Raw genomic sequence first — 13900 nt, forward strand, 5'->3', positions numbered from 1 at the left:
TTGGTATAGTCCTAAAAAGACCTTTTACTTGCCTCTTATCCTAAGGAATAATCCTTAAAATATGCTATAATAAGGCTATGCGAATTCAACAATTACATTATATTATCAAAATCGTCGAAACCGGCTCAATGAATGAAGCTGCAAAACAACTTTTCATCACACAACCAAGTCTTTCAAATGCTGTTCGTGACTTGGAAAGAGAAATGGGAATTGATATCTTTATCCGTAACCCTAAAGGAATCACCTTAACCAAGGATGGCGTTGAATTTCTCTCTTATGCTCGTCAGGTAGTGGAACAAACGAATCTCTTGGAAGAACGCTACAAGAGTCACACAGAAACACGTGAATTGTTTAGTGTTTCCTCTCAACACTACGCTTTTGTTGTCAATGCCTTCGTCTCACTTCTTAAGAGAGCTGATATGACACGTTACGAGCTCTTCCTACGTGAAACACGTACTTACGAAATTATTGAGGACGTTAAGAACTTCCGTTCAGAAATTGGTGTTCTCTTCCTTAACAGCTATAACCGAGATGTCTTGACTAAGATGTTTGACGACAACCGTCTCACATATACCAGTCTCTTCAAAGCTAGACCGCATATCTTTGTCAGCAAGTCAAATCCCTTGGCTAAGCATAAAGTTGTCTCTTTGGAAGATTTAGAAGACTTCCCATACCTTAGTTACGACCAAGGGATTCATAATTCCTTCTACTATTCTGAAGAGATTCTCTCTCAGATTCCCCATAAAAAGTCCATCGTGGTTTCAGACCGCGCGACACTCTTCAACCTATTAATCGGTTTGGATGGTTACACCATTGCTACAGGTATTTTAAATAGTAATTTGAATGGTGATAACATTGTCTCTATCCCACTTGATATTGATGATGAAATTGATATTGTTTACTTGAAGCATGAAAAGGCAACCCTCTCTAAAATGGGAGAAAAATTCCTTGATAACCTCGTTAAAGAAGTCACTTTTGACAACTAATAGATGTTAGTCCCCAGCACATAATGTTGGGGACTTTTTATCGCCAAAACTATCCAATTCAAAGCACAAAAAAGAGCCTTTCGACTCTCATCATTATTTATAATTTTTATAGCTTGCCCAAGCTTCATCTATAGATAAGGTATCAGCATCTGTATATGAGCCTCTATAGCTGTTCCAAACAAGGCCACTTGTTGAACCAGTTGCTTGGGTAACTGGAGCTTGATCATAGGCAGTCAAACCATAGTATGCAATAATGCTATTTAATTTAGAAGCGTAAAGACTATCTGTAGCATAAGTCCCTGTCAGTGCCTGAGTGGCATCTGCATAACTACTTGTATTTGATTTCCAAGTACCTGCATAAGTAGATGACGTCATCAAAGCAGCATAATCTGCTAGGGAATCACTCAGACTTCCATAAGAACGGAAAGGTTCATCAATCTCATAAGTCTTCCCTGTACCATCGTCTTCCCAAGTACGCATAGTAACGGAGTTTCCATTATAAGAGCCCTTAATCCCAAAGAAGTTGTAATAAGGAGCTTGACTCAAACCTGACTGACCTGAATTTGATTCCAGAATAGCTTGAGCAATTAGAACAGAAGCATAGATATTGTAATCTTGACCAATCTGTCTCGCAGTCTCTCCGATACTATCAATAAAAGCCGTCGTAGTTTGATTGTAGGCAGCTTCAGCTTTAGCATTAACACTGTTATCATTTTTTCTATCTGTTGTAAAAGCTAGAACCAAAAAGAGCGAACAAACAAAAGCTCCCACGATAAAAATCATATACTTCTTTAAATGACGATACATACAACCCTTCCTTCATAAAATTTTCAATTATAATATTTTAATACTATTCTATCAGAAAAACTGACAAGTCGCAACTTTCAGACCTATTTTCCTTGATAAATAAAGCAGATGTTACCTTTACATCATATTTATAATAAGCTATAATATAGTCAAATTTTAAGGAGATAAATGAATGAAAATAAAAGAATTCTTACCCGGACTAAGTATTGCAATACTTATATCTCTCCTAGCATGGTTCCTTGGAAACTTGTTTCCTATTATTGGTGGGCCAGTCCTTGGTTTATTTATAGGACTTCTGCTAGGAATTATTCTAAGATATTCTCAGAAATTTAAAGCAGGAATGCAATTCACATCTAAAAAAGTATTACAATACGCTGTTATTCTTCTTGGATTTGGACTAAATCTTTCTCAAGTCTTTAAGGTTGGCGTAACGTCACTTCCCATTATTCTAGTGACTATTACTACGGCACTGCTTACTGCTTATGTCGTCCATCGTGTGTTCAAGCTAGATAGTGAAATTGCTACTTTAGTAGGTGTTGGTTCTTCTATTTGTGGGGGATCTGCTATTGCTGCAACTGCTCCTGTAATCAAGGCTAAAGATGAATCTATTGCAACAGCAATCTCGGTAATTTTCTTTTTTAACATCTTAGCGGCTTTAATCTTTCCTCACTTGGGATCTTGGTTGGGACTTAGTAATCAAGGCTTTGCCATATTTGCTGGAACAGCTGTCAACGATACTTCTTCTGTAACTGCTACAGCTAGTTCTTGGGATAGCTTACATGGAACATCTATCCTAGAGCAAGCAACAATTGTTAAATTGACTCGAACACTTGCTATCATCCCTATAACTCTTGGTCTATCTTTATGGCAGTCACGAAAGGATAATACAAAGGAAGCATTCTCGCTAAGCAAAGCAGTGCCTAACTTTATCCTTTGGTTCCTTTTGGCCTCACTGATTACAACTGTTGCAATGTCACTCGGTGTAACACCTGCCGTCTTTTCACCATTAAAAGACCTTTCAAAATTTATGATTATTATGGCAATGACAGCTATCGGTTTCCAAACAAATCTCAAAAAACTAATCACTAAAGGAGGCTCAGCACTTCTAGTGGGAGGAGTCTGTTGGTTATTAATTAGTCTTGCTTCTCTTCTCATGCAAAAGATATTAGGACTTTGGTAATAGACATCTAAAAAACTCACAATCTGGCTAAGACTGTGAGTTTTTATTATAGAATCATTTTTTATACTCAAAGACATAGGTTTGGATAACCTTATCCCCATCGTTTGTTACTTTCAAATCAACATTGTAGCTCTTAGTTTCACCACTAATATCCTGAACCTTATAATCACCATCTTTTTTTACAGAAGAGGTGGTCTGTCCTGAATAATGCCTAACTTCAAGACCTGAAGCTCTATCTAGAGAAAAAGGAATGAGCCCGTTTAAAGAATATAGCCCATACAAAATAAGACATAAAAAGCTCAGCGACACAAGGCTCACCAAATAATATTTAACAAAATCCCCCAATTTCAACCCCTGCTTACTCACTTAGTTATTATCTTCCTTTAACTTAACATTATTTTTATTAGAGTATTTTCAAATTTTATTTTACACACATTTGGGTATTTTGTCAAATTATTTGATATTTAAAATAGAATCTAATTTTTCTATATACTAAAAGCCGTTAGTCATCTAACGGCAATTTTTTATTTCTGAAATAACGTATTCAAGACGGCTATAGAGACCAAGTAATAAGTCGTAACTTCGATTTTCATTTTCTTTCAAAACAGTGAAAACTGTTGTACTATAGGTAAATTCAAAGAAGTCATCTAATTCCTTGAGCCAGTCATCAATAACCCCTAAATTTTGATCAATAATTGCAAACAAACTTGGCTGATACCAGATTGTACCTTCGATATAAAGGTTTTTGTCAGATAATTTAGATAGGGATACTTTCAAGTCAGCAAGCTCTCTTTTAGCAAGATTTGGTTCAATCTTTAAATCAAAAAGCAAGCGTGCATCATGATTTAGAATATCGAGTTCTGCTTGAAGCAGTTGAATATAATGTATCGCTACTAAATACTGGTTCATGGGTCTCTCCTGGTCATCTGAAAATCGTACTATTATTGTACCACTAAAGAATGAAAAAATGTAGTAATTATTTAATTTTTTACAGATTTTTTTAGAAAAAATACGATGCTTTAAATTTTTGTTTAAAAGTAATGACACTAGTAATTTTCTAAGAGTTTAAGAAATGAAAGATTTTTTAAAAAAGAAAAACACTCACGAATGAGTGCATTTCTAGTATCAATGGCTAACCATTTCTTGTGCAATTTCAAAGCCACTAAGTTTTCCAGGATAGTAAGTTGGCCAATTATCCATTTCTTTTAGAATCTCATCTTGGCTACTATTTCCAAAGAAAATATGGAAATGTGCTGAAGTTGTTGGATCTATTTGATGATCTGAAAATTGGACATACTGGTAAGGGTTATCTGCTGCTTGACTATCAGTTGCTGTAAAGAGATAACGAACACCTTTTTTACCAGAAGCATAGGTTAGAATCTTATAACCATCATAACGATAAGTGTGTGTCACACTACTTCCATCATTCTTTGTGAAAGTCATGGTCATCTTTTTACCATCAATGGCAATTTTAGAAACATCTGTTTGATAGCCCTTAGTGTAGTATTCTTTGTACTCTTGTGCAGTTTTATCTTTATTTAATAGAGATTTGTATTCAAATACTTGATCTAAAGTACCATCTTGAAGATAAGGATAAACCGATTGCCACTCACCAGACCAATCCGAAAGTTCTCTATCTTTAACATCTTTGTCATCGAAGTAACCATTTTGAACCGTTTTCTTGTCATCACTTCCCGTTTCAGGTTGGATAGCTTTACCTTCAACGTCCGTTGTTAAACGAAGATTTTTTAGGTTCTCAGTCATAACACTGATATAGTCTTCACCTTTTTTCAACTGTTCCTTAGTTAGTGATTCAATTGGATTTAAAACTGCTGTCTTAACTCCTACTTCGTTAGCTAAGGTTTTAGCAACACTACTTGAAGCATTTTCCTCAAAATAGATATAGTTAATATCATATTCTTTGACATACTTAGAAAGGCTAGCGATACGTTTTGCAGAAGGGTCGGACTCAGCTGAAACACCTAAAATTGGTACCTGTGTCAAACCGTAATCTAAGGCAAGGTAGGCAAAAGCTGCGTGCTGAGTAACAAAACTTTTCTGTTTTGCTTGACTAAAGGCTTCAGTATACTCCTTATCCAAAGTCTTTAATTTTTTAAGGTATTTCTCGGCATTGGTTGTAAAGACTGCTTTTTTATCTGGATGCTGAGCAATCAAACCGTCTCTAATAGTTTCAACTAATTTTTGAGAACGTTTAGGTGAGAGCCAAACATGGGGATCATATTCGTGGTGATGTTCTTCTCCACCATGATCATGATCTTCTTCCTCTGTTCCAGGTAAAAGAACCATGCCTTGACTTGCCTTAATGACTTTTGTATTTTTTGTGTTGATAGACTTTTCAACTTTTGGAACCCAGGTTTCCATATTTTCATTTAGGTAGACAAAAGTGTCTGCTTTTTCAATGTCAGCGACATTCTTAGTAGATGGTTGGAAATCGTGGGCTTCACTTCCAGCAGGAATGAGATAAGACACCTCTCCCTCATCTCCTACAACCTGCTTGGTAAATTCATAAACAGGGTAAAAGCTCGTCACAACTTTCAAATCACCATTTCCTTTTGAACCGTGGTGACTAGTCGTATAATAAATACCTGCACCAGCAGCTAAAACAACTGCTGTTAATCCTGCTAGGCCAAAAATGCGTTTCTTTTTCATGATATTCCTTTCAAAATACTTAACCAGTTAATAGTTTACTGGTTAAGTATATCACACTTCATTTATTTTGCAAGTCCTAAAATAAAAAAATTGAAATATTTCGACGAGAAAGAATTATTTGATATACTGGAAATATCATTTGGAAAGTAGGTTATACATGTTTCGAAAATTAATCCTATATCTTTTTTTATTGCTTTCAGCCATAGGCCTGACTTATGATACGCAATCATACACTTCAGGCGCTTTGTCTGGTTCGGCATACGGTATTATTGGACTATCAACACTGATTGCCTTATGTTATATCGTACCAGGAATATTTCTGATTCAGTACTTAGGCAAGAGATGGCAGGTGAAACCACTTGTTCTCATATTTGCTCTAATTGGTGGACTCTTTATAACAGGATGGATAGCTGGTTATGCCAATACCTTTTCTCACGATTGGGTAACTGCCCATCTTTCTTCAAAGAGTTTCTTCTACCGCTTTGAGGATGCCCTTATGGCTCCCCTAGTTGAAGAACCCCTAAAACTAGCAGCTTTTCTCTTTGCTATCTATATGGTACCAACGAAAAGTTACAGGGGGATCTTGCTTGTTGCTATTACGGCAGGTCTTGGCTTCCAGATTAGTGAAGACTTCTCCTATATTCTTTCAGATTTGCCTGATGGTTTTTCTTATACGATTTCAGGTATTCTTGGACGAACTATTGGTGCCGTATCGTCTCACTGGCTTTACACATCCTTCCTTGCTATGGGACTAGTCCTTATATGGCGTTCCCGTCAAAAACTCATTAATTCTAAATACAGTCTTATTGGTATACTTTATGCTTGCGGTGCTTTTGCTGCACACTTTGCTTGGAATTCACCTCTTCGAAATTTAGAAAGCGATTTACCATGGGCATCAGGCCTTCTCATTTCACTCAATCTTTTCTTCTTTATTACGCTTTATCAGCTCCTCTCGAAACTGGATAAAGAAAACAAGTAATGTTTACAATACTAAAAAACCTTTCCAATTTTATGGAAAGGCTTTTTTGATGACTTTAATCACTCATAGAAAAACGATTGGTCATCAAATTACTTGCATCATCTAAGACTTTTGCCAATAGATTATCTGTTTCTGACTGAATCTTATCACTAATTTTTTGATTTTCAGCTTCAAAATCAATACTCTCACCATTTGCTAAAGCAGTATCTACATGATTAATCATAGCATGGCCAAGAGCCATAGTTGTTTCTACATAAGCATCCAAATCAGCTTCATGCTGTTGGAAATGAGGATCACAGATAGCAGCGATCAAGCGATTACTCCAGTAGAAATTACCTGTATCCACTTTATCAGTTGTTTGACGGAAATAAGCAGGTGTTGTTCCGACTTGAGTCCAGAATGGCACCATTGTACTAAATGGCATTGATCCATAGGCTAACCACTGAATACCAGTCGTTTCTGACGGTTTGTTAGGACGCATTTGCAAGAGAGCTGTTTGACTAGTACGGTTGATACCGATTGGACGGAATTGGCGTTGACTCACCGCATCTCCTTGAGGTCCATAAGGATCGTAAGGTGTATCTTGGTAATGAAGACTCAAGACATATTTAACATCTTCAACTGTAATTTTGCGGTATGGTTTTTGACACCATGGAATAAAGAATGATTTTGGATCATAATCTTTTTCTGGGTTCAAGAATTTCTGCATTGCCCAGGCACGTGGTGTATTATAATGACGATCCTTATCTCGTTGGCTACCAAAAGCATAACGTGGATTAAAGTGTTCATTAGAATAAGTCAGATCCAAATGATGTTTATTAATAAAATCTCGAATGTCTGGTGAGGCTAAATAGTCGTCTGGATTTTCAAACTCATAGTGATCGATGCCAAGTTGGTTTGGGTTAGTGACATAGGCATCATCTGGAACACGTCTTGCAATCCAATGGTGACCACCAATGGTCTCTAGCCACCAAATTTCTTCAGTATCTGAGAAAGCAATACCATTAGATTCGTAAGTTCCGTAAGTTTCAAGAAGTTGCCCCAAACGAAGGACACCTTCACGCGCCGTCTTGATATATGGCAAGACCAATGTTAACATATCCTCTTCTCCAAAACCATCTTTAACAAGAGGGTCTGCACCGAGTACACGCGCATTGGTGGTGATTGTTTCTGTTGCACTCATGGCAACATTAGATGAGTTAATACCAGCTTCACCCCAGATACCGTCTTTACCAAGTGCATCTGGAACAGAAGTATAACGTAGAGGATTATCTGGCAAATCAATTGAAAACTTGCTAAGCAAAGACTGATAATGACGCGGTTGGTCTTCAGGGGTCACGACGAGAAATTCTTTGGGCGTAAAAACGCCAGATTGAGAATCCTCAGTACGTGCAATCATGGTAGAGCCATCATATGAGGCTTTCTTACCTACTAAAATCGTTGTACAAGCCATAAAAGCTTCCTTTCTACTTACAAATCGTCCGCAATTTTATTAATTTTTCTGAGACGATGATTGACACCACTCTTGGTCAGAGGAGGTTCTATACTATCTGCGATTTGCTGGATAGAGTAATCTGGATTGGCAATACGGAGTTGGGCAATTTGGCGCAGCTCCACAGGTAAAATCTCCAAGCCAACCGTATCCATAATCTTGATAATATTATTAATTGTTTTCATACTAGCACTAATCGTTCTAGCAATATTAGCTGTTTCCGCATTATTGGCACGATTCAGATCATTTCTGGTCTCTCGCATAATTTTAACCTCTTCGAAGGTATCCTTAGAGTTCATTGCACCAATAACAAGGAGGAAGTCCATAATATCCTCAGCTTTTTGAAGATAGGTCACAAAACCATTTTTATGACTCAAAACCTTGGCATCGAGCATAAATTTTTTCATGAGGGAAGCCAAGTCCTCTGCGTGGTCTTGGTAAACGGAAAAAATCTCTAATTGATAACGGCCTTTTTCAGGATCACGAACTGTTCCAGTCGCCAAAAAAGCACCTCGTAAATAGGATCTTCCAGCTTCGTCATCTTCCATTACTGATGTTTCGATGCCTGTTTCAAAGCCAAAGAAAGAATCCGCCAATTGTAAATCGGACAAAATATCATTGACATGGTCAGCTACAAAAACCGTGTAAACACGATTTTTCTTGAGATTAGTCTTGTTATGATGTCTCAATTCAGGATTACTCTGATAACGACTTTCCATTAATTGGTAGATATGTCGCGCAATCTTTGCATTTTCTGTTGAGATGGAAAGAGTCAATCCTTGGTTGGTCAAGCCAACAGAACCAGACATCTTAATCAATGCTGACAATTCAGCCTTGTCTTTGCTTGAAGCTGCAATTATCTCTTCTTTAACCTTAATCGTGAAACTCATGACTTATTCCTCACTAGATGCATGAGCTCATCCACTACCAAATCACCATGGTGGAAGGCACCACCATTTTCAAGTCGCAAAAAATTAGAAGACACAACTGTTTTTGCTTCACGACGTAAGCCCTCAAAATCATGCTCAACCTGAACAAGGTATTCATCAAATTTATTACTTGCCATGTATTCCTTAGGCACTTTCTTGATATTAACTAAGACATTGTCAATCACATCGGAGCCAAGATGACGATTAAGAACAGCCACATGGTCAGCATCTGAGAATTGCTCAGTTTCTCCGTACTGCGTCATAATATTACAAATGTATGTGACATCAGCCTTGGTCTCAATAAGAGCCTGACGAATCTCTGGTATCACCAGGTTGGGCAAAATCGATGTATAGAGAGACCCAGGACCTAAAACAATCATATCACTATTCATAATAGCATCAACAACCTTACGACTGGCCTTAGGCTCTTCATCATTATAGGTATTGGTCACATAAACGCGCTCAATCATGCCATCGTACTGGGCAATACTACTCTCACCTGCTACTTCATGACCATCTTGAAAAACGGCATGAAGCGTCAAGGCAGTCTCACTGGCAGGAAAAATCTTACCTGTGACGTGGAAAAACTTCGTCAGAAGCTGCATGGCATTATAGGTAGAGCCCTGCATTTCTGAAATTCCAGCGATGATTAGATTTCCAAGTGGATGACCGGCCAAAGCGCCATCGGTTTTATCAAAACGATATTGAAAAACTCTTTCATAAAGTTTAGGCATATCACTCATAGCAACCAAAACATTACGCAAATCCCCTGGAGGTGTCAGTTGCATGATATCACGCAAATCTCCTGAAGAACCGCCATCATCAGCTACAGTTACCACAGCAGTGATATCAACATCCTTATGACGTAAACTACGAAGAATGACTGGAATACCAGTTCCCCCACCTATTACTGTAATTCTTGGTTTTTTCATGAACGATTCACCGTCTCCTTACGTCGATCCTTATCACGATGTGTTTCATTGACTGTCCAATCATTTTTTAGATCTTGGGCTAGACGATGTGCAAAAGCTACACTACGGTGTTGACCACCTGTACACCCAACAGCAATAGTAAGAACAGACTTACCTTCTTTTTTGTAGCCAGGTAAGATTGGTTTAATAAGCTGTGTCAAATGATTGTAAAAGTCTTCTGATTCCGTATGCTTCATGACGTAATCAAAAACCTCTTTATCCAAACCTGTGAGGTTACGAAGGGCAGGATCATAATAAGGGTTTGGCAAAAAACGGACATCAAAAACCAGATCTGCATCCAATGGCAGTCCATATTTAAAACCAAAACTCAAAACTTCAATACGGAAAGAAGATTGGTCTTGTTCAGATGAGAACTGTTCAGAAATAGCCTTACGAAGTTGGCGCGGAGTCAATTCTGTCGTATCAACTACGTTTTGACTCAAACTCTTAAGCGGTGACAAAAGCTCACGCTCTAACTTGATGCCATCCAAAACACGGCCATCTGCCGCCAGTGGGTGACTACGACGTGTCTCTTTGTAACGAGAAACCAATTCACCATCCGTAGCGTCCAAGAAAAGAATCTTGAAATTAAGTTCCTCATTGCTTTCCAATTTATCCAAAATATCGTTGATTTCATCGAAGAACAAGCGACTTCGCATATCAACGACAAGAGCAATCTTATCTGTCTCTTCACTATGTTTTACCAATTCGATAACCTTTGGTACCAAAGAAGGTGGCATATTATCAATAGTGAAGTATCCAATATCCTCAAAGGATTGAATCGCAACAGTCTTACCTGCCCCGCTCATCCCTGTTACAACAACTAAATTAATTTTTTTCGTTCCCATGGGACTCCCTTTCTAGTCTTTCTTCTTTCAAGACACGAATATCGTCTGACATTTTTTCAACTTGTTGGCTAACCCCCATAATCATTTCTGTCTGCAATTTTTGAATAGTAAGCAAATCTGATTGGTCTTGTTGCACCAAGTGATCAATTTTTTCATGTAAAAGTCGGATTTCTTCCTTTGATTGTTTATTGACGTTATAGTCATTTCGTGCTTGCAATCGATCGTAATCCGATGCCCGATTCTGACTCATCATAATCAATGGTGCCTGAACGGCAGCTAGAGTGGACAAGGCCAGATTCAACAGAATAAAAGGATACTTATCAAAGGCAATCCCAAAGGGTTGAACAACATTCAGCCCCATCCAAATAGCCATAAAAGCAATGAATGACAAGATAAAAGTCCAAGATCCACCAAATCTGGCCACTTCATCCGCCACTTTCTGTCCAAAAGTAATTCGACTATCCAATTGTTCCTGGACATCCTGGTCCTCGTAGAGCAAACTCTTGGTCACATCATGAACTGTTTCACGCACGTGCTCATTTTTCTCATTAGCATTTGCGATAATCTCGTCGAGAAAAACTAACCTATAATCCAAAAGGCTAATATTACTAATGAAATCATGTCCTTGTAAATCAGGGTAATCTTTTTTCAAAAGCACCTGCAAACGACTATTTAGTCGTTCGAAATAGGAGCCATCGGTTTCATCGAACCACTCTTTAGAGATATAATCCTGAACTCTCTTAACCTGCATATTTTCGCCTTCTTTCTAGGCTCTATTATACCATATTGAAAGCTTAAACGTTCAATAGATAAAGGAAAAGAGTCAAAGACTAACCTCAGACTCCTCATTATTGGGACAATTAATTTAACATCTTCTTATTGGTAATTCAAAGTCCAGTAGTAAGTACCATCACCTGCGACAACACAAGCCACTGCAGCTTGAGTAGCATCTGGACTAATGAGAAGTTCACGAATACCACTGCTCAACCATTTATTTGCAACAACTGAACCATCAGATTCACGACGGTAAACAATACCGTCACTGTTGTAAGTATGTGAAATATCTTTGGCGTGTGGAAGAGTTGTGCTATTGTAAAGATCATCAGACCATGTAAGCGCTGGTAAACCGGCAGCTGTACGTTGAGCATTGATTTCATTAAAGGCAGCCTTAGCTGAATCAACTTCAACATAATCAGAATTTTCAGTTGGTTCTACATGATAAATAAATTTAACATATCCAAATTCAACATCACTATATTTTTTGTCGTCAACACCGCTCTTGAGATTAGCTGTAATAACATAATCACGTGCCCAAGCACTGCCCTTAGAAGCGTTGAAGTTGTCAACATCTTCAATTTCCCAAGTTACATTACAATCCCAGCCAGCATTGTCTATGAATTTTGGAGCAAGATTATTAATGACATAGTCTTTGAATTCATCAACATTTTGGAATGGAAGAGCTTCTCCCGCTTTACCAGTACCAACTACATTTTCAGAATACAACTTAACACTTGATGCGTTGTCATCGTACATGTATTCGTCGTTTCCTGCTGGTTTATGGAAATCTGGATCAAGCTCAGGGTCATCATTGGCAGTACCATTGTAGAGTTTCCACTTACCATCAACCCATTTGTAATAACCATCGATACCACGCGCATTTTCCTCATCAGTCAAAGCAACACGGTAGTAATACGTACCGTTGTCATCTACAAATCGTGGGTCTGAGTGCATGCGATAATCTGTTGGTGGCAATGTTGGTTTTGGCAACTTATCATAGTCAATGTTTGTTTCAGGCGCATATGGTGGTTTTTCAAGTTCAGGAGCTTCAGAACTTGTTTCTGATGTTGAACCTGTCTCTGAAGTTGCTGTTGAAGAAGATTCAGAAGTTACAGTCGAACTTGAGTTACCAGTTGACGCTGCTTCTGAACTTGCTGATGAAGTTGAGTCAACAGTTGAAGCTACTTCTGAACTTGCTGATGAAGTTGAGTCAGCAGTTGAAGCTACTTCTGAACTTGCAGACGAAGTTGAATCTACAGTTGAGGCTACTTCTGAACTTGCTGATGAAGTTGAATCTACAGTTGAAGCTACTTCTGAGCTTGCAGACGAAGTTGAGTCGGCAGTTGAAGCTACTTCTGAGCTTGCAGACGAAGTTGAATCCACGGTTGAGGCTACTTCTGAACTTGCTGATGAAGTTGAATCTACAGTTGACGCTGCTTCTGAACTTGCAGACGAAGTTGAATCCACGGTTGAGGCTACTTCTGAACTTGCTGATGAAGTTGAATCCACAGTTGAGGCTACTTCTGAACTTGCTGATGACGTTGAATCCACAGTTGAAGTTGTTGGAGCTTCAGAATCTGTGCTTGAAGCCTTAACAAGCACCCACTTACCATTTGAATAATAGTAGTAATCGCCATTATCTTTCAAATAATAGTGAGTACCATTTTCGTAACGGTAGTGAGGGTCATTTCTCAAAACCTCATATCCTGTCGTTGGTGTATTATTAGAACCACTATTGTTGTTATTATAGTCACCACCACGAACCCAACGACCGTTATAGTTAACATAGTAGCTACCATCACTCAAGATGTAGTACAAGTAACCATTACTATAGCGGTAAGTACCTGATTCGTTATAGTTGTTGTAACCAGGATTATAGTTGTTATAGCCATAATTATAGCCATAGTTATAGTTTGGATAGTAATTATTGTAACCGTAGTTATAGCCATAATTGTAATTATAGCCTGGATAATAACCATTGTATCCGTAGTTATAACCATAGTTTGGATAATAGTTGCTATACCATGGATTATAAGAATAGTTATTATAGTAACCTCGGCCATAATAACTATCGGCCTGTGCATGATCATTACCAACTACCGTTGGTGCTAATATTGCTGCCCCTAAAACAGCGCACGAAAATAGACGTAAACTTTTTCTCATTGTCTTCATCCCCTTTTTTAAAAACAAATATACCTTTTATAAGCAAGCGCTTACGCTTCTGTTTTACTTTAATTGTAGGAGATAATACTTCTATTGTC

General features: G+C 38.0%; 13 protein-coding genes. 3 read left to right on the top strand and 10 right to left on the bottom strand.

Features of this window, described 5'->3' with window-relative positions:
• The first annotated feature begins 77 nt into the window (after positions 1–77).
• Positions 78–986, top strand: a complete 909-nt coding sequence (locus NYE32_RS05615) for a LysR family transcriptional regulator (RefSeq protein ID WP_073685470.1) — start codon at positions 78–80, stop codon at positions 984–986.
• Positions 987–1079: 93 nt separating this feature from the next.
• Here NYE32_RS05615 and NYE32_RS05620 read toward each other — a convergent pair whose 3' ends face one another.
• Positions 1080–1793 (bottom strand): glycoside hydrolase family 73 protein, encoded by a 714-nt coding sequence (locus tag NYE32_RS05620; protein WP_110981450.1) that lies wholly within the window; start codon positions 1791–1793, stop codon positions 1080–1082.
• 172 nt (positions 1794–1965) lie between these two features.
• On the opposite strand from NYE32_RS05620, the gene NYE32_RS05625 reads away from it, so the two are divergent.
• Entirely contained in the window at positions 1966–2973 is a 1008-nt protein-coding gene (locus tag NYE32_RS05625; RefSeq protein ID WP_339156867.1) for a YeiH family protein, read from the top strand.
• 54 nt (positions 2974–3027) lie between these two features.
• Here NYE32_RS05625 and NYE32_RS05630 read toward each other — a convergent pair whose 3' ends face one another.
• From NYE32_RS05630 to NYE32_RS05640, 3 genes are all read right to left on the bottom strand, one after another.
• Positions 3028–3339 (bottom strand): hypothetical protein, encoded by a 312-nt coding sequence (locus tag NYE32_RS05630; RefSeq protein ID WP_037600014.1) that lies wholly within the window; start codon positions 3337–3339, stop codon positions 3028–3030.
• Positions 3340–3483: 144 nt separating this feature from the next.
• Positions 3484–3882, bottom strand: a complete 399-nt coding sequence (locus tag NYE32_RS05635; RefSeq protein ID WP_004182418.1) for a hypothetical protein — start codon at positions 3880–3882, stop codon at positions 3484–3486.
• Between the two features lie 216 nt (positions 3883–4098).
• Positions 4099–5643 carry a zinc ABC transporter substrate-binding protein AdcA gene (locus tag NYE32_RS05640; RefSeq protein WP_339156868.1) on the bottom strand — a complete coding sequence of 515 codons (1545 nt, stop codon included), beginning with the start codon at positions 5641–5643 and terminating at the stop codon, positions 4099–4101.
• Positions 5644–5800: 157 nt separating this feature from the next.
• Here NYE32_RS05640 and NYE32_RS05645 point away from each other — a divergent pair, with 157 nt between their 5' ends.
• Positions 5801–6622: a PrsW family glutamic-type intramembrane protease gene (locus NYE32_RS05645; protein WP_073689986.1), complete on the top strand. Its 822-nt coding sequence runs from the start codon at positions 5801–5803 to the stop codon at positions 6620–6622.
• Positions 6623–6677: 55 nt separating this feature from the next.
• Here NYE32_RS05645 and NYE32_RS05650 read toward each other — a convergent pair whose 3' ends face one another.
• The 6 genes from NYE32_RS05650 to NYE32_RS05675 form a co-directional block, all read right to left on the bottom strand.
• Positions 6678–8075 (bottom strand): C69 family dipeptidase, encoded by a 1398-nt coding sequence (locus NYE32_RS05650; protein WP_073689987.1) that lies wholly within the window; start codon positions 8073–8075, stop codon positions 6678–6680.
• Positions 8076–8092: 17 nt separating this feature from the next.
• Positions 8093–9004 carry a DNA-binding protein WhiA gene (whiA, locus tag NYE32_RS05655; protein ID WP_004182012.1) on the bottom strand — a complete coding sequence of 304 codons (912 nt, stop codon included), beginning with the start codon at positions 9002–9004 and terminating at the stop codon, positions 8093–8095.
• Complete coding sequence (locus tag NYE32_RS05660; protein WP_148512532.1) at positions 9001–9975, bottom strand: YvcK family protein; 975 nt, start codon at positions 9973–9975, stop codon at positions 9001–9003. The genes whiA and NYE32_RS05660 overlap by 4 nt, the downstream gene beginning before the upstream one ends.
• The gene (gene rapZ, locus NYE32_RS05665; protein ID WP_037603141.1) at positions 9972–10862 is read right to left on the bottom strand and encodes an RNase adapter RapZ; all 891 of its coding nucleotides are present in this window, start codon (positions 10860–10862) and stop codon (positions 9972–9974) included. Before rapZ ends, NYE32_RS05660 begins: the two co-directional genes overlap by 4 nt.
• Positions 10843–11613, bottom strand: a complete 771-nt coding sequence (locus NYE32_RS05670) for a DUF1003 domain-containing protein (protein WP_339156870.1) — start codon at positions 11611–11613, stop codon at positions 10843–10845. Before NYE32_RS05670 ends, rapZ begins: the two co-directional genes overlap by 20 nt.
• A 125-nt stretch (positions 11614–11738) precedes the next feature.
• Positions 11739–13802, bottom strand: a complete 2064-nt coding sequence (locus NYE32_RS05675) for a serine protease (protein ID WP_339156871.1) — start codon at positions 13800–13802, stop codon at positions 11739–11741.
• Between the last annotated feature and the right edge of the window lie 98 nt (positions 13803–13900).

This window comes from Streptococcus sp. FSL R7-0248 (assembly GCF_037967965.1).
Lineage (GTDB): Bacteria > Bacillota > Bacilli > Lactobacillales > Streptococcaceae > Streptococcus.